Origin of the sequence: Bradyrhizobium sp. 190 (assembly GCF_023073415.1) — a bacterium.
Classification (GTDB): Bacteria; Pseudomonadota; Alphaproteobacteria; order Rhizobiales; family Xanthobacteraceae; genus Bradyrhizobium.
This window is the reverse complement of record NZ_JADPJL010000028.1, coordinates 1-20,741: the sequence shown is the minus strand read 5'-3', so window position 1 is coordinate 20,741 and position 20,741 is coordinate 1. Positions and strand designations below refer to the sequence as shown.

Genomic DNA, 20,741 nt, shown 5'->3' with positions numbered 1-20,741 from the left:
GTCTTCCCGTGTCAAAGCTGAATGCGCCATGCCTCCACAGCATGGCCGGCTCCAGATTAAATGCGGGGTGGCTAACAGGAGGTAAATCAGGGCAGCGGCGGCGGCACGTTGGCGGCATACCATTCGCGAAACGCCGCCAGCGCCGGGTGCGCCAGCGAACGGTTCAGATAGGTCCAGATCCGGGGCTGGTGGCGCAGATATTGCGGCTTGCCATCGCGGCGGTTGAGCCGGGCGAAAGTGCCGAGCAGCCGGGTATTCCGCTGCGCCGACATGATGGCGTAAAGCTCGGCAAAGCTGGCCGGATCGAACTGACCATCCGCGGCGCGGCGTGCCTTGATGTAACGGGTCAAGAGCGTCAATTCGAGTTGTTCGGGAACGTCGAGTCGCGCGTCCTGCAGCAGCGACACCAGATCGTAGGCGGCGGGGCCAAGCACGGCATCCTGGAAGTCGATGATCCCGACGCGCAGGATCCCCGTGCGCTCGCCGAGCCAGATGATGTTGGGCGAATGAAAATCTCGCATCACCCAGGTTCGCGGCGCAGCCGCTGGCTTCTCCAGCAGCGTTCGCCACATCGTGACGAACTCGTCGCGCTGCTGCTGGCTGACTTCGGCTCCGCGATCCGGCAGATACCATTCGAGCATCAGGCTGATCTCGACCAGCCATGTATCGATATCGTAGACCGGAATTTGGTATGAGCCCTGCGGCCCCAGCGGCGCCGTTTCGGGCAAGGCTTTGCGGTGCAGCTCCGCCAGCATATCGGTCGCCGCCTCGTAGCACTCGACGATCGGTCGCGGCGGATCGCCTTCGATGACGCCGGCGCTGCCGAAATCCTCGGTGATCAGGAAACCGGAATCGAGGTCGGCGTGGCGGATCGCGGGTGCCGAGAAGCCCTGCGCGCGCAAGCCATTGTCGATGGCGACGAACGGCTTGACGTCCTCGGCGAGATGGACGGCCGCGCTGTAGGATTTTCCGTCATAGATCGCGGGCCCATCCGGACGGCGCGGCGAATTCATCAGGATCGACGTGCCGTCGTCGCGGATCAGACGCGCATAGGAGCGCGTTGAGGCGTCGCCGGGCATGCGCTCGCGCGCCGCATCCAGGAAGCCGGCATCTGCGAGAAACTTGCGCAGCGCCTCCAATCGGGCCACCTGCGCCGCCGCCTTGCCATAGCCGGTGATTTCAGCGGCGCGCGCGGTGGACCCGAGCGCCGGGCGATGGCTGAAGGCGATGTCGATACGATCTTCAGGCAACGCATCGCCTGCACGCTCCGGCCATTCGATCAGCGCCAGCGTGCCCTCCGGCAGCGGCGACAATCCGATTTCCTCCAGCTCGCTCGAATCATTGATCCGATAGAGATCGGCGTGAAGAAGCGGAAACGGCAGGTCATAGCTCTGCGCCAGCGTGAATGTCGGACTCGGCACTTCCAGCGCGGGATCGTCGGCGAGATAGCGGATCATCGACCGCGCCGCGGCCGTCTTCCCCGCGCCGAGGTCGCCCGAGAGTGTGATGACGTCGCCCGGACCGACCAGCAGCGCGAGGTCGGCCATCAGATGCGCCGTCGCCGTCTCGTTCGCAAGCGCTGCCGTAAATGTCGCGGGCGCTGTCATTCGGCGGCGTTGCGATGCGCGTTCTGGTCGATCGGAAAGTCGCAGGTGACCGTGGTGCCCTTGCCCACCACCGAATCGACGCGCACCTTGCCGCCGTGCAGTTCGACGAAGGAGCGCACCAGCGACAGGCCGAGGCCGGCGCCGCGATGCCGCGAGCCGTGGGAGTGGCTCTCGAACCAGTCGAACACCTTGTCTTTCACATCAGCCGGAATGCCGGGGCCGGAATCGCTGACGATGAAGATCACGCGATGCGCGGTCCGCCGCGCGCTGATCGTGACCGCGGCATCGTGCGGCGAGAACCCAACGGCGTTGGCAAGCAGATTATAGAGCACCTGCACGACGCGCCGCTCGTCGCCGGTGAAGTTGCCGATATCAGGATCGATATCGACCCGGAGTTCGATGCGGTCGGTCGCCAGCCGGTCCTGAATGCCTTCGGCGGCGGCCTGGATGGCTTTTTCGATATTGACCGGGCCGAGTTCGAGCTTCATGGCGCCGGCATCGATGGTGGCGAGATCTAGGATGTTGTTGGTGAGCGCGAGCAGTGCGTTGGTCGATTTGGTGACGTAGTCGAGATATTCGGCCTGCTTTGGCGTCAGCGGGCCGGTCGAGGGATCGCTGAGGAAATGCGCGAAGCCGATGATGGTGGTGAGGGGCGCGCGCAGTTCGTAGGACACGTGGTGGACGAAATCGACCTTCATCTGGTCGGCGGCTTCCAGCGCCTCGTTGCGTTCGCGCAACGCGCGCTCGACATTCTCGGTGTCGGTGATGTCCTGGAAAGTCAGCATGGTCGCGCCATCCGGCAGCGGCATGGTCATGCAGTCCAGCACGCTGCCATCCTTGCGCTCGAGTTTCAGCGCGACCTGCGCCCGGTTCTCGATCGCGGTGATCGCCTCGCGCAGCGCCCGCCAGGTCAGCGCGTCGTCGAACAGCGGCTTGCACCACGCTTCGACGGTCTCGATGTGGGGTTGCTCCTTGAGCGCTTCCGCCGACAGCTTCCACATTTTCTCGAAAGCGGGATTGAACAGTTCCACGCGGCCATTGCTGCCGAACACCGCGACCGCTTCAGCGAGATTGTCGAGCGTCTCATGCTGGACCCGGGTCAGCCGGTCGTATCGGCGTGCGAGATCGAGGCTCTCGGTGACATTGTCGAACAGGTAGGTGACGCCGCCCTCAAGATTCGGCGTGGTAACGACGCTGACGGCGCGGCCGTCGGGCAGGAACCAGGTGTAGTTCTCCGGCTCCACGGCGCGGTAGGCTTGGTGCAGCTTGGCCTTCCAGGCCCGGAAGTCGGGCTGTTCGGGCAGTTTGCGCGCCGCGCGCAGCCGGTCGAGCACGCTTGAATCGTCGGGATTGGAGTCGAGGAAGGCCTGATCGAGGCCCCACAGCCGCCGGTAGGATTCGTTGTAGAAGGCAAGCCGCCGCTGGCCGTCGAACACGGCAACCCCCGACGACAATTGGTCGAGGGTGCGGCGATGGGCTTCCGCCATCCGCTCCATCGCGTCGCGCAACGCAGTCGCCTCGCTGGCGTCGATGGCGATGCCGGCGTTGCCGCCGCTGAGCTTGAGCGCCTGAACATCATAGATGCGCCGCTCGCCGCCGACCACGATCGGCAGCCGCGCGCTGAAGGTGGCATTGTCGTTCAGCACCCGTCCCATCTCGGCACGCTGGTCGTTCTCCAGCAGTTCGAGGCTGCGGTGGATCGTATCCGCGAGGCTTGCGCCCTCGGTGGCCCGCACATAGGCCACATTGGCGTAACGCAGATTGCCCTCGACGCTCTTGGCCCAGATCGGCCAGGGTACCGCGGCGGCGAAGTCGCGCAGCAGCTCGGTCTCTTCCAGAAGCGTCCTGTAGCGGAGATTGGATTCGGCGAGGTCCCGGCGCAACCCGCCGAGTTCGCGAATCCGCACAATGGCTTGCCCGCCAATGGCGCGGCCCATCGCTTCGATGGCGCGGCCGTTCGAGGTGGAGAGATTGAGCAGAAAGCCTTCGCCGGCCTCGCGCAGTGCGTCGACCGCATGGTCCATCTGCAGCGCCGGTTCCGGTGGCAGCCAGGTTCCAAAGGCGAGGATGCGTTGCGGCGAATTCGACTGCGCGTCCTGCGAAATCAACAGCGAGGTGTCGCCGCTGATCTGGGGCCGGTTGTCGCCCGCGGCCCAGGCGATCAGGATCTGGGGTTCGGCAAACAACAGCGCGCGCAGCCGGTCAGCCTGCACCTGCAGGTCGGCGATGTCGGAGCGCAGGTTGAGTTCCATCCGGGTGGCCCGGATGCGCGTGCGCATCACCAGGATCGCCGCCACCACGGTAAAGCCGAGCAGCGACAGCGACGTCGTCAGTGCCGCAAATTCCTGGTGATTTAGATCGAGTAGCGCGGAAATAGCCTGTGTGATGGTCAAGTCAGCGGCCAACGCGGGTTCCGGCGAGGCGGCGAGGGCAGTGGCGAGCGCGATCGCGCCGTGGCGCGCCAGTGAGGTGCACGACAGCAGGGTTCGACGCATCGCCGCGACTACGCCCAACATTATTTGCCCCAAAAACGCACGACTGCAGGTCCGGCGCTATCCCCGCCGAACACGAATCGGGTCGAGAGTATCCCCTTCGGGACTCGACCGGTAAGAGTCCAGACCGTGAACGCAAATTCGGCTGTGAAGAATTCAGCCAAGTTACCGTTGAGAGTCGTCTTTACTCGACGATTCAGCGTCCAGTCGAGCCGAAACCGCCGCTGCCGCGATCGGTTGTTGAAAGCGACACCACCGGAACCAATTGCGCCTGCACGACCGGCGCGATCACCATCTGCGCGATGCGCTCGCCGCGCTGGATCGGAAACGGCGTGTCGCCATGATTGATGAGCAGCACGTTGATCTCGCCGCGGTAATCCGCATCCACCGTGCCCGGCGAATTCAAGACGGTGACGCCATGCTTGGCGGCAAGACCGGAACGTGGCCGGACCTGCGCCTCATGGCCTGACGGCAGCGCGATCGTCAGTCCGGTCGGCACCATCGCATATCTTCCAGGCGGCAGGATCAGCGGCGTGTCCGCGGGAACCGCGGCCAGCAGGTCGAGCCCGGCGGCGTCAGCGCTTTGATACGCCGGCAGCGCGATACCTTCGCCGTGCGGCAATTGGCGGATTTCGACTTTCACGTTCGCGCTCACGAATTTTTCTCCACGGTCTTCGCAATCTTCGCTACCAGTTCGGTCGCGACCTGTTCCTTGGTCATCACTGGCCAGGAATCAACCTTGATGTCGTCGACGCTGATATCCTTCCCGTCGCGCGTCAGCAAATGAACGGTGTTGCGGTCGCCGCCCATTACGCCGGTTGCGGGCGAGACGTCGTTGGCGACGATCCAGTCGCAGCCCTTGCGCGCGATCTTGGCCTTGGCGTTGTCGATCAGATTCTCGGTCTCGGCGGCGAAGCCGATCACCAGCGGCGGGCGCTTGTCTTTCAGTTTCGAGATCGTCGCGAGAATGTCGGGGTTTTCGACCAGTTGTAGCGGCGGCATGCCGGCAGCGGTCTTTTTCAGCTTCTGCTCGCCCTCATTGGCAACGCGCCAGTCGGCAACGGCGGCTGCGAAGATCGCGATATCGGCCGGCAAGGCGGCTTCCACCCGATGCAGCATGTCGCGCGCCGATTCCACACGGATGACGTTCACACCAGCGGGATCGCGCAATTCGACAGGCCCGGAGACCAGCGTGACATCGGCGCCCGCAGCCTGCGCTGCAGCGGCGATGGCAAAGCCCTGCTTGCCGGAGGAACGGTTGGCGATATAGCGCACGGGATCGATCGCCTCATGTGTCGGTCCCGCCGTGATCAGCACGCGCTTGCCCGCGAGCGGACGCGGTCGTGGCGGGCGGAGAATGCCGACTGCGGCAGCAGCGATTTCGATCGCCTCCGACATCCGCCCGATGCCGGCCTCGTTGGACTCGGCCATTTCGCCGGCGCTGGGGCCGATCATATGGATGCCGTCGCGCCGAAGCTGCAGCACGTTGCGTCGCGTGGCGGCGTTGTTCCACATCAGGGGGTTCATCGCGGGCGCCAGCAGGATCGGCCGGTCGGCCGCCAGCAGGATCGCGCTGGCGAGATCGTCGGCGTGGCCCTGCGCCATCTTCGCCATCAGGTCGGCGGTCGCCGGCGCCACCACGATCAGGTCGCATTCGCGGGCGAGGCGGATGTGACCGGCGTCGAATTCGCTGCCGGGGTCGAACAGATCGGTATAGACGCGCTCATGCGACAGTGCGCTGGCCGAAAGCGGCGTGACGAATTGCTGCGCGGCCTTGGTCAGCACACAGCGGACGTCGATGTGCCGCTCCTTCAGCCGCCGGATCAGTTCCATCGATTTGAAGGCGGCGATGCCGCCGCCGATAATCAGGGTGACGCTGGCCTGGCCGGCGGTGTTTGCACGCTCGACAGCAGGCCGTTCAGTCGGAGCGGACGGCGAGGTCAATGAAGCTGTTGGCGCCGGGCTCCCCTCGCAATAGTCGCGCAGGATCACCCGCACTTCTTCCTCGACCGAGCGGCCGTTCTTGGCCGAGCGCAGCCGCAGGTAGGACTTGATGGCGTCGTCGAGTTTTCGGATCGTCAGGCTGGCCATGGGCGGCCTCCAGCATAGTATGCAGTCAATGCTATCATATCATGATGGCATTGCAATCATAGCTGCCGGATGGCCACCAGAATTCCGATAAAGGTCGCCGCGATGATCCAGAGCGCTACCGTCCGCCAGCGGCTCTTGCGGCCCTCGGCACGGCCCAAGGCGGCAATCGACTCTGGTGACAGCGTCAGGCCCTCCCGCGTCATCTTCTCCATGTTTTCGAGCACGGCAACCGCCCGCGAAGCGATCGCAGGTAGGCTCGCCGCCACGCGGCCGAGTTCGCCCGCGCCGGACATCGCGCCCTGAATCCGCCCCATGGGCCCGAGATTGCGCTCGATCCATTCGCGCACCACGGGATCGGCGACCTTCCAGATATCGAGCTTGGGATCGAACCCTCGCGCGACCCCTTCGACCACCACCATGGTCTTCTGCAGCAGGATCAGTTCGGGCCGGGTCTGCATGTCGAACAGGCCGGTGACCTCGAGCAGCAGGGTCAGCAGCTTCGCCATCGAGATTTCTTCGGCGGTGCGGTTGTGGATCGGCTCGCCGATGGCGCGGATGGCTTGCGCGAAATTCTCCACCGAATGATGGCCCGGCACATAGCCGGCCTCGAAATGCACCTCGGCGACGCGGCGGTAGTCGCGCGTGATGAAGCCCAGTAGAATTTCGGCGAGGAAACGCCGCTCCTTCAGCCCGAGCCGGCCCATGATGCCGAAATCGACCGCCACCAGCCGGCCGGCATCATCGAGAAACAGATTGCCGGGATGCATGTCGGCGTGGAAGAAGCCGTCGCGCAGCGCATGGCGCAGAAAGCTCTGGATCACCTTGCGGCCGAGATCGGGCAGGTCGACGTGGGATTTTTCGAGCCGCGCACGGTCATTGAGCGCGATGCCGTCGATCCACTCCATCGTCAGCACGTTGTGGGTGGTGCGGTCCCAATCGACGGTCGGCACGCGGAAATCCGGATCGTCGCTTGTGTTCTCCGCCATCTCGGACAAAGCGGCCGCTTCCAGCCGCAGGTCCATCTCCATCGCGACCGAGCGCGACATTGTGTTGATAACCTCGATCAACCGCAGCCGCCGTGCTTCGGCCGAGTGCGCTTCCGCATTGTGCGCGACGAAGAAGAAATCGCCGAGGTCGCGGCGAAAACGCGAGGCGACATGGGGCCGGAGCACTTTTACGGCGACCGGCTGGCGTACGCCATCGTGCTCCACCTCGCCGCGATGCACCTGGGCGATCGAGGCGGCGGCGACCGCCGGGCCGAGGCTGACAAACGCCTTGGCCAGAGGGCGTTCCAGCGATGCGGCGATCACGGCCTCGGCTTCGGCTTGCGAAAACGGCGGCAGGCGGTCCTGCAGGGCTTCCAGATCGCGCGCCATCGCGACGCCGACCACGTCGGGCCGGGTCGCCAGAAACTGGCCGAGTTTGAGGTAAGCGGGGCCGAGCCGCGTCAGCGCGCGCGACAGCCGTGGGCCGGATTTGGCGCCGGGCCGTTCGATCAGGCGCGCCAGCCGCAGCGCGAGCTGCCCGGGCGGTGGCACCAGGCTCGGATCGACGACGCCGAACACGCCTTCGCGCGCGAACACGTAAGCGGCGCGGACGAGCCGCGCGATGTGGGTCGCGGCAGAAATCACAAACGCCAGCCCGAATGCAACGCCACGATGCCGCCGGAGAGGCTTTCCCACTTCACCCGCGAAAAGCCGGCGGCGCGGATCATCTCGGCAAATACATTGGGCCGGGGGAATTTCCGGATCGATTCGACGAGGTACTGGTAGGACTCCGCATCGCCCGTCACGGCGCGGCCGAGCGGCGGGATCACCTTGAACGAGAACTGATCATACAGCCAGTCGAGCCCGGGGACGTCGACCGTGGAGAATTCCAGGCACAAAAATCTACTGCCGGGCCGCAGCACGCGATAGGCTTCGCGCAGCGCGGTATCGATCCGCGGCACGTTGCGAATGCCGAACGCGATGGTGTAGGCGTCGAAGCTGCGGTCGCCGAATGCCAGCGTCTCGGCATTGCCCTCGACGAAGGAAACCTGGTGGTCGAGATGACGCGCCAGCGCGCGGTTGCGGCCAACCTCGAGCATGTCGGTGTTGATGTCGCAGGCGGTGGCGTGGAAGCCTGCGCCCGCGGCCCCGGCGGCGCGGAAGGCAATGTCGCCGGTGCCGCCCGCGACGTCGAGCAGGGCAAAGGGCGCATCGGTTTTCGGCGGATTGAGCGCATTGATCATGATGTCCTTCCAGACCCGGTGCAGGCCCGCCGACATCAGATCGTTCATCAGGTCGTAGCGGGAGGCCACGCTGTGAAAGACGTCGTTCACCAGCGTCTGCTTGTCCCCCAGGGGTACGTCCCTGAAGCCAAAATGGGTGGTTTGGTCCGGCCGATCCATCAACTCATACTCCGTCGGCCGACCATAGCGCGCCGGCCGCAATGGCGCTATCACGTCACCTCCATAAGGTGAATGCCTGCATGCCTGAATTGCCTGAAGTTGAGACCGTCCGCCGCGGCCTGCAACCCGCCATGGAGGGGTCGAAAATCCTCAAAGCGGAAGCCCGGCGCAAGGATTTGCGGTTTCCCTTTCAAAAAGACTTTACCGCGCGGCTGGAGGGCCAGACCGTGACCGGTCTCGGCCGCCGCGCCAAATACCTGATGGCGGATCTCGGCTCCGGCGACGTGCTCTTGATGCATCTGGGCATGTCCGGTTCGTTCCGGGTGCTGGAAGGTGGCCATAACAACACGCCGGGCCAATTCCACCATCCGCGCAGCGAGGATCGCGCGCACGATCACGTGGTGTTTCACATGTCATCGGGCGCTTCCGTCGTGTTCAACGATCCGCGCCGCTTTGGGTACATGAAGATCATCGCCCGCAACGCGCTGGAGGACGAACCACTGTTGAAGGACCTCGGCCCGGAGCCGCTCGGCAACGAATTCGACGCCGCGATGCTGGCGCGCTCGTGTTTCAACAAGAAGACCAGCCTGAAGGCCGCGCTGCTCGACCAGCGCGTGGTCGCAGGCCTCGGCAATATCTATGTCTGCGAAGCGCTGTACCGGTCGCATCTGTCGCCACGGCGACTGGCGGCGACGCTGGCAACCAAAGCCGGACAACGCAAGGGCGTTGCCGGGGGCGAGCCGACCGATCACGCCGGGCGGCTGGTGAATGCGATTCATTCGGTGCTCAATCAGGCGATCAAGGCCGGCGGCTCCTCGATCAGCGATCATCGGCTGACGTCGGGCGAACTCGGCTATTTCCAGCACTCGTTCCAGGTCTATGACCGCGAGGGCGAAAAGTGCCAGACCAAGGCCTGCGGCGGCATCGTGCGGCGCTTCGTTCAAAACGGCCGCTCGACCTTTTGGTGCCCGAAATGCCAGAAATAACCATCACGCCGACGCTGCAAACGGAGCGCCTGATCTTGCGGCCGCTCGCAATGTCGGATGCGCCCGCGATCCAGCGCCATTTCAACAACTGGAATATCATCCAGCATCTCGCATCGGTTGTCCCCTGGCCGTATCCAGAGGACGGCGCGGAGACTTTCATTACGAGGGAGTTGGAGAAGGTCGCCGCGGGCGAGGAGATCTATAATTGGATGCTGGTGCTGCGCGGCGGCGATGGCGAGGCGATCGGGAATATTCGCTTTCGCCCCGGGTCGGACGATGCGAAAGGCAACCGCGGCTTCTGGCTCGCGGAGCGCTATTGGAATCAGGGATTGATGAGCGAAGCCGTCTCGGCAGTGAACGATTTTGCCTTCCGCACGCTCGGGATCGAGAGCTTCTACGCCTGCAATGCGGCGACCAACGTGGCGTCACGCCGGGTCAAGCAAAAGACCGGCGCCGAACTCGTCGGCTACATCGAGCTTGCCCATCATAGCGGTCAGACGCTCGCGGAAAAATGGCGCGTGACGCGGGAGAACTGGCTGCGTCGAAATCCATAGCGAAGCGAAGCAATCCGGCGGGGCTGGCGGCCGGTTGCTTCCGCCTTCGCCTCGCGCATTTACCTTGCGCGAAGCGTGATATCAGACGCGAGCCGGGGTTCTCAGGAAGACTGCGCTGTCGGTGTCGAAAGACGGGAGCGCAGCCCATTTGGGAATAATTGCGGGTATTTCCACGAACTCCTCGATGATCGGTTCGTCAGTAGCCGCAATCGCATTGCCCAGCCGCGATTCGGTCCACTGCCAGAGGGCGCGCATTTCCTCCGCGGACTTGCCGCCCGGTGCATGTTCGCAGACGGCGAGGCCGGCGCTCAGCGCGTCCTGGTGATCGTTGCGCATCACGATAAGGGGTCTGGCAACGATATCATCGATGTCGAGCGCGGCCTCGTTGCTCAACGCATTTTCCGCACCGGCGAGGCGTGCCGCGGCCCGGATCGGGGTCTGGTTCAGGACGTAGGCAAACGGCTTGTGCCAGGCCCTGATGACGCGGAGCGTCGCGGCGGTCGCCTCGATGTCGGCGATGCTCGGTCGCGTCGGAATCAGGCAGAGGTCGGAATAACGAATGGCCGAATTGGTCGCGGCGCTTTCGCCGCCGGCGGTATCCACGATCGTCACCGTAACGCCGTCGTGCGCGAGCGATTGCAGGCGCTGTTCGACCTCCCGGGCGGCGTAGATCGGCTCGATGATCGGCGCGGCATAGGGACGGCGGCGCTTCCAGTTCGAAACAGTGCCCTGGGGGTCCGTCTCGATCAGGCGGACATTATGGCCGGCCCGGATGGCGGCAAGTGTAAGGCCGATGGCAAGCGTGCTTTTCCCCGAGCCACCCTTCTGGGTGGCCAATACGATCGTCTGCATTTCACGTCCTCTGGATGGCTTTCAGGCATTTGGGTTACGCCACACGAGCTGCGCCGCATTCTGCGACGCCGAGTTACGCGCTCGTTCAGACGTGCCCAGCCCGATCCAAAGGTAGGGGGATCGCGGTTGTCCGAATCAGTCAGCTTGCAATGATGCCCGATTCTGGAATTGTGGTCATCCGGGCAAATACTGCCGGGCGGTGCATTTGCGCCCGATGAAACCATAACAAGAAGCGGGAAAACAGCATGACGGGTCATTGGCGGGATCGCGCAGCCACAGGTTTTCAATGTCAGAAGCAGCCGGCGACGGGGAGCCGCGGCATGGTGGTCAGCAATCACCCCCTGGCATCGAGCGCGGGCGCGGAAATGCTGGCGGCCGGCGGCAACGCCATCGACGCGGCGATCGCGACGCTGTTCGTGCTGACGGTGGTCGAGCCGATGATGGTCGGCATCATCGGCGGCGGCATGGCCCATATCCGGCTGGCCGACGACAGCCATCGCTTCATCGACGGCCAGAGCACCGTGCCCTTGGCGGTCCGGCCCGATACCTACACCTCGAAGCCCGGCTCGGCGCATGACGTGTTCGATACCGTGGGCGATGAAAATCTCAACGGCCCGAAAGCCGTCGCCGTGCCTGGCTCGCTGAAAGCCTGGTGCGAGACGCTGCAGCGGTTCGGCACCATGTCGCTCGCCGACGTCATGCAGCCTGCGATCAGGCATGCCTCACGCGGCTATGCCGTGACGCCCTATCTGCATGAATGCATTTCCGACAGCGCCCAGGAGATGCTCAAGGACAAGGCCATCTCGGCGATCTACCTGCCCAAGGGGATGCCGCTGAAAGCCGGTGAGCGCGTGCTGCAGTCGGAATATGCGGAGACGCTGCGCTACATCTCGCAGCATGGCGAAGCGGCACTCTATCACGGGCGGCTCGGCGACATTCTCGTCGATTACATGGAGAAGAACGGCGGCTTCATCGCCCGCGAGGATCTGGCGACCTACAGGACCGTCGAGCGCCAGCCGATCCGCGCCGATTATCGCGGCTGGGAAATTCTGGGCCCGCCGCCGCCCGCGGCTTCCGGCGTGCACATCGCGCAAATGCTCAACATTCTCGAAGGCTATGATATCGCAAAGCTCGGCTTCGGCTCCGCCGCCACGATCCATTATCTTGCCGAGGTGCTCAAGATCGCCTTCGCCGACCGCGCCGCCGCCAGCGGTGATCCTGACTTCATCAACGTGCCGGTCGAACGCCTGATCTCGAAGGCCTATGCCGACGAGCGCCGCCGCGCGATCGATCCAAACCGTGCGCAGGCATGGGGCGCCGGCGTGGCGCAGCTCGAAAGTGCTGATACCACCCACATGACGGCGGCGGATGGGTTCGGCAATGTGGTCGCGACCACGCAGACCATCAACAATCTGTTCGGCGCAAAAATCCTGATTCCCGGCCTCGGCGCCATCCCGAACAATTACATGAACCTCTACGATCCGCGCCCCAGCCATGCGCTATCGCTGGCGCCGGGCAAGCGCGTCACCACCTCGATGTCGCCGATGATGGCGCTTCGCGGCGGCAAGCTCGTCTATGCGCTCGGCCTGCCCGGGGGAAAGCGGATCTTTCCGAGCGCGATGCAGGCGTTGATCAACTTGATCGACCACCGCATGAGCCTGCAGGAGGCGGTCGAAGCGCCGCGGGTGTGGACCGAAGGCAATGCGCTCGAAGTCGAACGCGCGGTGCCCGACGATGTTCGCGCCAAACTTGTCGCGATAGGTCACAAGGTGCTGGCCGTGCCGACGGTTGCCGGCGGCATGAACGCGATCCAGTTTCACGAGGACGGGACGATGTCGGGCGCGGCCTGCTGGCGCGCGGACGGGACGCCGATAGGCATCGCCGGCGGGTTAGCGCGTGCCGGCGTGAGGTTTGGGTTGAGCTGAGAGCCGTACTCCAGCCGCACCAAAGACTGTCATACCCGCGAAGGCGGTATCCAGTACGCCGCGGCCTATCGGGTCTATCACGAACGTCTCTGGAATACTGGGTCACCCGCCCCAGTGCGCAATTGCGCACAAGGCGGGTGACGACGGCCGTGGCCTTACTTCCTTACGCAGATCACACGAACCACGGACGCCTTCGCGTCGGTCGATTCACCTGCCACATTCACGCCATTGGCCTTGAGGAAGCCCCGCAGAGTTTCGGCGGTCACCAGCACCGCCTGCGCCGCGGGGACGCCATTGGTAGGCCCCGCTACCTGAATCGGCTTCAGCAACGCGATGCCGGCAAACCTGCCGTCGCCGTCAAGCGCGGGTGCGCCGGAAAAGCCGAGCGCCGGCGCGGGCGTCAGCGCGATATCGCTGCCGCTGCCAAGCTGGGCCACGGAACCCTTGGCGCTGGTCACCACGGCGCCGCCGCCCTGGTTCTGCGGATCGGCAATGCCGGTGAGGTCGAGCGCCGTCTTGGTGGCGGCGTTGGCGAGATTGAGCGCTTTCAGTCCGCGTGCGCCATAGATGCGCAGCAGCGCGAGATCGTGCGCCTTGTCCTCGGCGACGCGATCGGCATTGCCAAAGCCAGCGATGGCGACCATCAGGCAGCCGTCGGTGATCTGGCGGTCGGTGATGATCGCGCCATCGTCACTGACGACGACGCCGGTGCCGTATTCCACGGTCTTGCGCGGCGGAGGTCCCGCCGTTTGCGCCGCCGCCGGAAACGCATTGAACGCGCTCGACATCGCGATCACGATCGGTTCCACGGTATTCTCGGTCGCCTGATCGTAGAGGATGGTGAGGATGCGGACTTCGTCGCCCTTGAACGTACCGCGCAGGTAAAATTTCTTCAGGCCCTGCAGGCCGGACAGCACGAAAAAGTCCGGCTTGACCACGGTGTAGTCGATGTTGCGCCCCGGCTCTTTCTTTTCGCGCTCGGCCAGCTTTGCCGTGACGGCACCGGCTTCCTTGCGCCGCGCCAGTTGAATCTGGATCGTGCCGGTTGGCGAAGTCCATTTGGTGCCGTTGGCGTCGCTGGCTTGCTGCGGCACCAGTTTGGTGGGGATCCCCAGCCGCACGCCGGTGAGGGGATCGGTGACGATTTTCCAGCCGACACTCTCCTGCTTTTTCTTGGCGGTGTCGGCCAAGGTGCCGCGCTCCTGCGAATTGAGCACGCCGGTCTGCTTGGCCCCGCGGGATTTCTGGAATTCCTTGATCGCATTGACCATGCGCTCGCTGACGTCGCCCGTGATGGCGCCGTTGTACTGCCCGACCCAGGCAAGGTCCGACTGCAGCGCCAGCCGCTCGGCCTGCCCCAACGCCTTGGCCGTGTCCTCTGGCTTCTGCAGCGCGGGACGGATCGGCACCGTTGTCACCGGTTTCACCTTGGCGCCGGCCGTGGAGGGCGGCGTCATCTGCGCCTGTGCGTGCGAGGCCGCAAAAACCCAGGCCGCCATCATCAATGTTGCCGAAAGCACCGATCTCATGACAAATCCAGGAGAATGCCGGAGTGGAATAGGGAGCGCTCATTGACGTCCCGCCAATTAAGCACATCTGCTTAGTCGGCAACAACCGCGCCCTGGTTCAGGGGATTGATTGAGGTAGTGCGACCATGCTGACGGCCGACGAACTCGAACGCTACGCCCGCCATATCGTGCTGCGCGAAGTCGGCGGCCCGGGGCAGGCCGCGCTGAAGGAGGCGTCCGTGCTGGTGATCGGCGCCGGCGGTCTCGGCGCGCCGGTCCTGATGTATCTGGCGGCCGCCGGCGTCGGCACGCTCGGCGCGGTTGATGACGACATCGTCTCGCTGTCCAACCTGCAGCGGCAGATCATCCACACCACGCCCGACATCGGACGGCGCAAGGTCGACAGCGCCGCCGAAGTGATTCACGCCCTCAATCCGCATGTTCACTTCGAGGCGCATGCGGTGCGTCTCGATGCAAAGAATGTGATGTCGCTGATCGGCGGCTACGATCTCGTGCTCGACGGCTCCGACAATTTCGAAACGCGCTATCTGGTGTCCGACGCCTGCTTCTTTGCTGGCAAGCCGCTGATCACGGCGGCGCTGGGGATGTTCGACGGATCGCTGACCACGATCCGTGCCCATGAGCGCAACGAGCAGGGCGAGTTCAATCCGACCTATCGCTGCCTGTTTCCCGAGCCGCCGCCGCCCGGCACCGTGCCGGCCTGCGCGGAGGCCGGCGTCATGGGCGCGCTGGCGGGCATGCTGGGCTCGATGATGGCGCTGGAGGCGATCCGCGAGATCGTCGGTTTTGGCGAGAGTCTGGTCGGCCGGCTCGTGATGGTGGACGCGCGCGCGATGCGGTTCGAAACCTTGCGCTACGCGCGCGATCCGGCCAATCCGCTCAACGGCGATACGCCCACGATCACTGATTTGAGCGGCTACGCGGCGTAGTGTCCCCGAGCCAGCGTCGGTTAGGCCCCGACCGCCTCACGCTCCGACGCGCTTCTCGCTGTCCATATGCGCGAGCTGCGCCTCGGGGTAGCGCGCGCCCGCGGCCACGCCCGGCGGGAACGCTTCGGCAAGTGCGGCCAGATGAGCCGGCGTCAGCTCCACCTCGAGTGAACCCAGCGCTTCGGCGAGACGGTCGCGGCGGCGCGCGCCGACCAGCGGCACGATATCGCTGCCCTGCGCTGCGACCCAGGCGATGGCGACCTGCGCTGACGAAGCGCCGACATCGTCGGCAATCCGCTGCAACGAGTTCGCCAGCATCAGATTGGCGTCGAGATTGGCGCCCTGAAGCGTGGGCTTAGGCTGCGAAAATCCTGCGCGCCGGAACGATCCTTGGTCCAGTGACCGCTGATCAGGCCGCGCGCCAGCACGCCATAGGCGGTGATGCCGATACCGAGCTCGCGGCAGGTTTTCAGGATGTCGTTCTCGATGCCGCGTGCGAGCAGCGAATATTCGATCTGCAGGTCGACGATCGGATGCACGGCGTGCGCCCGACGAATGGTGTCGGAGCCGACTTCGGAAAGGCCGATATGCCTGATCCAGCCGGCCTTCACCATGTCGGCCATTGCGCCGACGGTTTCCTCGATCGGTACATCCGGATCAAGCCGTGCGGGCCGATAGATGTCGATGGTGTCGACGCCGAGCCGCTGCAGCGAATAGGCGACAAAATTCCTGATCGCGGCTGGGCGGCTGTCATAGCCGAGAAAGCCCTTGTTGGGATCGCGGAGCGCGCCGAACTTCACGCTGATCTGCAGATTGTCGCGGTTGCGCCCGGCGAGCGCTTCGCGGATCAGCATCTCATTGTGGCCCATGCCGTAGAAATCGCCGGTGTCGAGCAGGGTGATGCCGGCATCGAGCGCGGCGTGGACGGTGGCGATGCTCTCGCTGCGGTCGGCCGGGCCGTAGAAATCCGACATGCCCATGCAGCCGAGGCCGATGGCCGAGACGGTTGGGCCGGTAGTGCCGAGTTTGCGTTTTTCCATGATGGTTCTCCTCGAAATCGGTGGGGCGTTACGCGCCGTGATGACGAGGCTGATATGAACCCTCCCAGCTGAAGCGATAAGCTGGACAATCATAAATAGCTTGTTCAGTATATCGAACAATGAAGAATTTCGACCTCCGCGACCTCGATGCGTTCGTCGCCGTGGCGCGCACCCGGAATTTCCGTCGCGCCGCGACAGAGCAGGGCGTCTCCGTTTCGAGCCTCAGCCAGCGGCTGCGCGACATGGAGGAGCGGCTCGGCGTCCGCCTGATGAACCGCACCACGCGCAGCGTAGCCCTCACCGAAGCCGGCGAATTGTTGCTGGCCCGTGTCGGCCCTGCCATGTCGGATGTCGGCGCGGCGCTCGATCAGGTGCGCGGCTTGCGAGCCGTTCCGTCGGGGCGCCTGCGCATCAATGCGCCACCGCCGGCGATCGATCTGGTGCTGGCGCCGATGGTCGCCCCGTTTCTTGCAGCCTATCCCAAGATCGATCTGGAGATCGTCGGCGAGAGCTCGTTCGTCGATATCGTGGCCGGTGGTTTTGACGCCGGCGTGCGCTATGGCGAGCATCTGGCGCAGGACATGATCGCGGTCTCGCTCGGTGCGCCGCAGCGCTACGCGGTGGTGGCCTCGCGCGAATATGTGGCGCGGTACGGAAGCCCGAAGCATCCGAAGGACCTGCTGGAGCATTCCTGCATCCGCACCCGCTTCGGCAGCGGCGCGATGCTGGATTGGGAATTCGAGAAGGCGGGCCGCGTCGTGAAGGTCTCACCGCCGCCGAAATTGATTGCGACCTATCTCGGCCTGGCGTTGCGCGCCGTGCATGACGGCGTCGGCTTCTGGATGACGTTCGAGGGTTACGTTCGCTACGGCATCAAATCGGGTGCGCTGGTCAGCGTGCTCGACGATTGGTGCGCGCCGTTTCCGGGACCGTTTCTGTATTACCCGAGCCGTCGCCAGCCGCCGCCGGCGCTTGCCGCGTTCGTCGCCTTCGTCGCGGAATGGCGCAAGCGGGAGCGGCGGAAGAGCAATAAACCGTAGCCGCGCAACCAATCCATCGTCGTCCCGGCCTTGAGCCGGGACCCATACGCCGCGGCTCCTCGGTTTGGCACAGGCATCCGATACCTTCTGTAACCTACAACCGCCGCGGCGTATGGGTCCCGGCGTTCGCCGGGACGACCCCTACAGCATGCTGGGCAGCACGCGGTCCGGCGGCTTGTGGTTGTCGAGGAAGGTCCGGATGTTGATAATTACCTTCTCGCCCATCTCGACACGGCCTTCGATGGTCGCCGAGCCCATATGCGGCAGCAGCGTCACCTTGCCGGCCTTGGCCAGCCGCACCAGTTTCGGATTGACCGCGGGCTCGTGCTCGTAGACGTCGAGACCGGCGCCGCCGATGTCGCCGGCTTCGATCAGCTTGATCAGCGTGTCCTCGTCGATCACCCCACCGCGCGCGGTGTTGACGATATAGGCGTCTTTTCGGATCAGCTTCAGCCGCCGCGCCGACAGCAGATGGTAGGTCGCCGGCGTATGCGGACAGTTCACCGAGATGATGTCCATCCGCGCCAGCATCTGGTCGAGGCTTTCCCAATAGGTCGCGCCCAGTTCTTCAGCGATGCGCGGCGCCACCGGACGTCGGTTGTGGTAGTGGATCTGCAGCCCGAAGGCGCGCGCCCGGCGGGCCACGGCTTGGCCGATACGGCCCATGCCGACGATGCCGAGCCGCTTGCCGCCGATTCGGTGGCCGAGCATCCAGGTCGGCGACCATCCCTCCCAGTTCTTGCCCTCGGTCAGAATGGTGGAGCCCTCGATCAGCCTCCGCGGCACCGCAAGAATCAGCGCCATGGTCATGTCGGCGGTGTCTTCGGTCAGCACTTTCGGCGTGTTGGTCACCGTGATGCCGCGCGCATGCGCCGCCGTGACGTCGATATTGTCGACGCCGTTGCCGAAATTGGCGATCATGCGCACCTTGCAGTCGGGATCTTTGAGGATCGCCTCGCTGATCATGTCGGTGACGGTCGGCACCAGCACGTCGGCGGTGCGGACCGCGTCCGCGATCTGTTCCGGCGTCATCGGTGTGTCGTCGAGGTTCAACGTCGCGTCGAACAGTTCGCGCATCCGGGTCTCGATCGAGTCCGGCAGCTTGCGGGTGACGACGACGAGAGGTTTTTTCTTAACCGACATGTCCTGCTCTCATGAGGCAATGGCTCGCCGGAGCTCGCCGTTCAGACCTCATTAACCCGGTTGTTCGACACTGCTGACGCCACGCGGTCCCGGTGTCCCGCCGTTTCCTCAGGTAAGTCCTTGGGTTCCCAAATACTTGCCGCGGATTTTCAGCGGAAAATTCGGGTGTTCTTGTTCTCGACGTTCCGTCCTCTCTATCAGAAGGCCGGGCCAAGACAAGAACCCCTCGAAAGTCGAAAATCCGGGCACGACCATTGCGGGGCACGGGGTCTGGGGTTTTCGGGCGTAAGCGGGCGGTTTCAACTCGAAAGATTCGAGTTGCGGGTGGCTCTGCAGGAGACGGGTTGATGGCGTTGGGGCGTTTCTGTTCGGTGGCGGTGCTGGCGGCGTGCTGGCTTTTGGCATCGGTCAGCACTGGATTTTCGGCCAAAGATTCGGCCACCACGAGCGGCCTGCCGGTGCCGCGATATGTCAGCCTGAAATCCGACCATGTGAATGTCCGGGCCGGTCCGACCAAGGATAACGATGTCGCCTGGATCTATACCCGTTCAGGCCTGCCGGTCGAAATCACCGCCGAGTTCGAGAATTGGCGCCGCGTGCGCGATTCCGAGGGCTCCGAGGGCTGGGTCTATCACTCCCTGCTGTCCGGCCGGCGCACTGCGGTCGTCACCATGAAGAAAAAGGAAGAACTGGCGTCGGTCTACGATCGTCCCGATCCGACCAGCGCGATTGCGGCCCGCCTGCAGGTCGGCGTCGTCGCTCAGGTCAAGAAATGCGCCAATGGCTGGTGCCGCGTGATCGGCAATGGCTTTGACGGCTGGATCGAGCAGCAAAGGCTGTGGGGCGTCTACGCGGATGAGAAGGTGGAGTGAGCTCTCCGCTCTGAGCAGCGCCGCTGAATTGGTAGGGTGGGCAAAGCGAAGCGTGCCCACCATTATGAGCACAACAAAAATGGTGGGCACGGCGCAAACGCGCCTTTGCCCACCCTACGAATCCACAAATTTTTTATGCGAAGATCAGCGCTTCTTGCGCAGGCGCACGACCATGTCGACGCGGGCGATTTCGTAGCCTTCCGGCACGTCCGGCATCTTCGACAGCACCAGATGCGGATCGGGAATGTCGACCAGCTCGTGGTTGTTCTCGAGATAGAAGTGGTGGTGCGCGGTGACGTTGGTGTCGAAATAGGTCTTGGTGCCGTCGACCGAGACCTGGCGCAAGAGACCCGCATCGGTGAGCTGATTGAGCGTATTGTAGACGGTCGCCAGCGACACCGGGACCTTGGCCAGCGTCGCTTCCTCGTACAGCATTTCCGCGGTCAGATGGCGGGCGCCCTTGCCGAACAATAGCCAGCCCAGCGCCATGCGCTGGCGGGTCGGCCTAAGACCGGCGGCCTGCAGCATTTCGTTGACGTCGTGCCAGGGACAGCCGGTCAACGCCGGCTGATGTCCGGCGGCGCGGGCGGCCGGATCGATACCGTCGTCGTTCAGGGGTGAGGCTTGGTCGTTCATTTCCACTTCGGGCACCACGCTCTAACTCTGGCAATAATCTTGCCCAATATAAAAGGAAATCAGGTAGATGCAAGTTTTTCGCAACTAGAACCCACCCAAGGTTAAAGAGGAACCAGCGTACAAACAGAACGTTTTAGCCCGTTCCAGTGCTTTGCCGGGCCCCAATGCCTATGTTACAGAGCGCGCGGACCACATATGCGATTTCGGCAGAGGCTAATGCCGATAGCACCCAAATAGCGCCTATTTGCGGGAAACAAGTGTTCTCCCGTGGGGAAACGGGTCCGGTTCGCTCAAAAGCGCTCTATCGGGACATTTAAGAGAGGCTGGACACGATGCTGGAACGGCGCAGCGGTTACGAATACGAGGACTTGCTGGCCTGCGGTCGCGGCGAAATGTTCGGCCCCGGCAATGCGCAACTGCCGCTGCCTCCGATGCTGATGTTCGACCGCATCACGGAAATTACCGAGAAAGGCGGCGAGTTCGGCAAGGGGCTGATTCGGGCCGAACTCGATGTGAAGCCGGACCTGTGGTTTTTCGGCTGCCATTTCAAGAACGACCCGGTCATGCCGGGCTGCCTCGGCCTCGACGCGATGTGGCAGATGGTCGGCTTCTACCTCGGCTGGGTCGGCGGCGAGGCCGAGGCAGCCCGGCATGAC

17 protein-coding genes and 1 pseudogene are annotated in these 20,741 nt (G+C 64.2%); 7 read left to right on the top strand and 11 right to left on the bottom strand.

Annotated elements, in window-relative coordinates; all coding sequences use genetic code 11:
- Positions 1–86: 86 nt before the first annotated feature.
- The 6 genes from tsaE to ubiE form a co-directional block, all read right to left on the bottom strand.
- Positions 87–1,607 (bottom strand): tRNA (adenosine(37)-N6)-threonylcarbamoyltransferase complex ATPase subunit type 1 TsaE, encoded by a 1,521-nt coding sequence (gene tsaE / locus IVB22_RS18495; RefSeq protein WP_247518734.1) that lies wholly within the window; start codon positions 1,605–1,607, stop codon positions 87–89.
- The gene (locus IVB22_RS18490; protein WP_247518733.1) at positions 1,604–4,123 is read right to left on the bottom strand and encodes a PAS domain-containing sensor histidine kinase; all 2,520 of its coding nucleotides are present in this window, start codon (positions 4,121–4,123) and stop codon (positions 1,604–1,606) included. The genes tsaE and IVB22_RS18490 overlap by 4 nt, the downstream gene beginning before the upstream one ends.
- A gap of 172 nt (positions 4,124–4,295) precedes the next feature.
- Entirely contained in the window at positions 4,296–4,754 is a 459-nt protein-coding gene (dut, locus tag IVB22_RS18485; RefSeq protein WP_247518732.1) for a dUTP diphosphatase, read from the bottom strand.
- The gene (gene coaBC, locus IVB22_RS18480) at positions 4,751–6,190 is read right to left on the bottom strand and encodes a bifunctional phosphopantothenoylcysteine decarboxylase/phosphopantothenate--cysteine ligase CoaBC (protein ID WP_247518731.1); all 1,440 of its coding nucleotides are present in this window, start codon (positions 6,188–6,190) and stop codon (positions 4,751–4,753) included. Before coaBC ends, dut begins: the two co-directional genes overlap by 4 nt.
- A 56-nt stretch (positions 6,191–6,246) precedes the next feature.
- The gene (ubiB, locus tag IVB22_RS18475) at positions 6,247–7,821 is read right to left on the bottom strand and encodes a 2-polyprenylphenol 6-hydroxylase (protein WP_247518730.1); all 1,575 of its coding nucleotides are present in this window, start codon (positions 7,819–7,821) and stop codon (positions 6,247–6,249) included.
- The gene (gene ubiE / locus IVB22_RS18470; protein ID WP_247518755.1) at positions 7,818–8,579 is read right to left on the bottom strand and encodes a bifunctional demethylmenaquinone methyltransferase/2-methoxy-6-polyprenyl-1,4-benzoquinol methylase UbiE; all 762 of its coding nucleotides are present in this window, start codon (positions 8,577–8,579) and stop codon (positions 7,818–7,820) included. Before ubiE ends, ubiB begins: the two co-directional genes overlap by 4 nt.
- An 80-nt stretch (positions 8,580–8,659) precedes the next feature.
- Here ubiE and mutM point away from each other — a divergent pair, with 80 nt between their 5' ends.
- Both mutM and IVB22_RS18460 read left to right on the top strand, forming a co-directional pair.
- Positions 8,660–9,565, top strand: a complete 906-nt coding sequence (gene mutM / locus IVB22_RS18465; RefSeq protein WP_247518729.1) for a bifunctional DNA-formamidopyrimidine glycosylase/DNA-(apurinic or apyrimidinic site) lyase — start codon at positions 8,660–8,662, stop codon at positions 9,563–9,565.
- Positions 9,553–10,119 carry a GNAT family N-acetyltransferase gene (locus tag IVB22_RS18460; RefSeq protein WP_247518728.1) on the top strand — a complete coding sequence of 189 codons (567 nt, stop codon included), beginning with the start codon at positions 9,553–9,555 and terminating at the stop codon, positions 10,117–10,119. Before mutM ends, IVB22_RS18460 begins: the two co-directional genes overlap by 13 nt.
- Before the next feature lie 81 nt (positions 10,120–10,200).
- Here IVB22_RS18460 and IVB22_RS18455 read toward each other — a convergent pair whose 3' ends face one another.
- A complete protein-coding gene (locus tag IVB22_RS18455; RefSeq protein ID WP_247518727.1) occupies positions 10,201–10,971 on the bottom strand; it encodes a ParA family protein in 771 nt (256 codons plus the stop codon).
- 245 nt (positions 10,972–11,216) lie between these two features.
- Here IVB22_RS18455 and ggt point away from each other — a divergent pair, with 245 nt between their 5' ends.
- Positions 11,217–12,896, top strand: coding sequence for a gamma-glutamyltransferase (ggt, locus tag IVB22_RS18450; RefSeq protein ID WP_247518726.1), 1,680 nt, complete (start codon positions 11,217–11,219; stop codon positions 12,894–12,896).
- Between the two features lie 155 nt (positions 12,897–13,051).
- Here ggt and IVB22_RS18445 read toward each other — a convergent pair whose 3' ends face one another.
- Entirely contained in the window at positions 13,052–14,425 is a 1,374-nt protein-coding gene (locus IVB22_RS18445; protein ID WP_247518725.1) for a serine protease, read from the bottom strand.
- Positions 14,426–14,550: 125 nt separating this feature from the next.
- On the opposite strand from IVB22_RS18445, the gene IVB22_RS18440 reads away from it, so the two are divergent.
- Positions 14,551–15,354 carry a molybdopterin-synthase adenylyltransferase MoeB gene (locus tag IVB22_RS18440; protein ID WP_247518724.1) on the top strand — a complete coding sequence of 268 codons (804 nt, stop codon included), beginning with the start codon at positions 14,551–14,553 and terminating at the stop codon, positions 15,352–15,354.
- Between the two features lie 36 nt (positions 15,355–15,390).
- Here IVB22_RS18440 and IVB22_RS18435 read toward each other — a convergent pair.
- Positions 15,391–16,394, bottom strand: a pseudogene (locus tag IVB22_RS18435) (aldo/keto reductase).
- A 119-nt stretch (positions 16,395–16,513) separates the two neighbouring features.
- On the opposite strand from IVB22_RS18435, the gene IVB22_RS18430 reads away from it, so the two are divergent.
- A complete protein-coding gene (locus IVB22_RS18430) occupies positions 16,514–17,434 on the top strand; it encodes a LysR family transcriptional regulator (RefSeq protein ID WP_247518723.1) in 921 nt (306 codons plus the stop codon).
- A 141-nt stretch (positions 17,435–17,575) separates the two neighbouring features.
- On the opposite strand, the gene IVB22_RS18425 is transcribed toward IVB22_RS18430, so the two are convergent.
- Positions 17,576–18,577 carry a D-glycerate dehydrogenase gene (locus tag IVB22_RS18425; RefSeq protein WP_247518722.1) on the bottom strand — a complete coding sequence of 334 codons (1,002 nt, stop codon included), beginning with the start codon at positions 18,575–18,577 and terminating at the stop codon, positions 17,576–17,578.
- 347 nt (positions 18,578–18,924) lie between these two features.
- On the opposite strand from IVB22_RS18425, the gene IVB22_RS18420 reads away from it, so the two are divergent.
- Entirely contained in the window at positions 18,925–19,449 is a 525-nt protein-coding gene (locus IVB22_RS18420; protein WP_247518721.1) for an SH3 domain-containing protein, read from the top strand.
- A gap of 144 nt (positions 19,450–19,593) precedes the next feature.
- Here IVB22_RS18420 and irrA read toward each other — a convergent pair whose 3' ends face one another.
- On the bottom strand, positions 19,594–20,085 hold the full coding sequence (gene irrA, locus IVB22_RS18415; protein ID WP_057844747.1) for an iron response transcriptional regulator IrrA: 492 nt from the start codon (positions 20,083–20,085) through the stop codon (positions 19,594–19,596).
- A 332-nt stretch (positions 20,086–20,417) separates the two neighbouring features.
- On the opposite strand from irrA, the gene fabA reads away from it, so the two are divergent.
- A partial coding sequence (gene fabA, locus IVB22_RS18410) for a bifunctional 3-hydroxydecanoyl-ACP dehydratase/trans-2-decenoyl-ACP isomerase (RefSeq protein WP_247518720.1) occupies positions 20,418–20,741 on the top strand: 324 nt, incomplete at its 3' end.

Bases quoted from the DNA above. Each gene is read 5' to 3' on its own strand.
- IVB22_RS18490 (WP_247518733.1), bottom strand. From the start codon at position 4,123: ATGTTGGGCGTAGTCGCGGCGATGCGTCGAACCCTGCTGTCGTGCACC.
- IVB22_RS18430 (WP_247518723.1), top strand. From the start codon at position 16,514: ATGAAGAATTTCGACCTCCGCGACCTCGATGCGTTCGTCGCCGTGGCG.
- IVB22_RS18420 (WP_247518721.1), top strand. From the start codon at position 18,925: ATGGCGTTGGGGCGTTTCTGTTCGGTGGCGGTGCTGGCGGCGTGCTGG.
- mutM (WP_247518729.1), top strand. From the start codon at position 8,660: ATGCCTGAATTGCCTGAAGTTGAGACCGTCCGCCGCGGCCTGCAACCC.
- IVB22_RS18460 (WP_247518728.1), top strand. From the start codon at position 9,553: ATGCCAGAAATAACCATCACGCCGACGCTGCAAACGGAGCGCCTGATC.
- tsaE (WP_247518734.1), bottom strand. From the start codon at position 1,607: ATGACAGCGCCCGCGACATTTACGGCAGCGCTTGCGAACGAGACGGCG.
- IVB22_RS18425 (WP_247518722.1), bottom strand. From the start codon at position 18,577: ATGTCGGTTAAGAAAAAACCTCTCGTCGTCGTCACCCGCAAGCTGCCG.
- IVB22_RS18440 (WP_247518724.1), top strand. From the start codon at position 14,551: ATGCTGACGGCCGACGAACTCGAACGCTACGCCCGCCATATCGTGCTG.
- IVB22_RS18455 (WP_247518727.1), bottom strand. From the start codon at position 10,971: ATGCAGACGATCGTATTGGCCACCCAGAAGGGTGGCTCGGGGAAAAGC.
- irrA (WP_057844747.1), bottom strand. From the start codon at position 20,085: ATGAACGACCAAGCCTCACCCCTGAACGACGACGGTATCGATCCGGCC.
- IVB22_RS18445 (WP_247518725.1), bottom strand. From the start codon at position 14,425: ATGAGATCGGTGCTTTCGGCAACATTGATGATGGCGGCCTGGGTTTTT.
- coaBC (WP_247518731.1), bottom strand. From the start codon at position 6,190: ATGGCCAGCCTGACGATCCGAAAACTCGACGACGCCATCAAGTCCTAC.
- ggt (WP_247518726.1), top strand. From the start codon at position 11,217: ATGACGGGTCATTGGCGGGATCGCGCAGCCACAGGTTTTCAATGTCAG.
- ubiE (WP_247518755.1), bottom strand. From the start codon at position 8,579: ATGGATCGGCCGGACCAAACCACCCATTTTGGCTTCAGGGACGTACCC.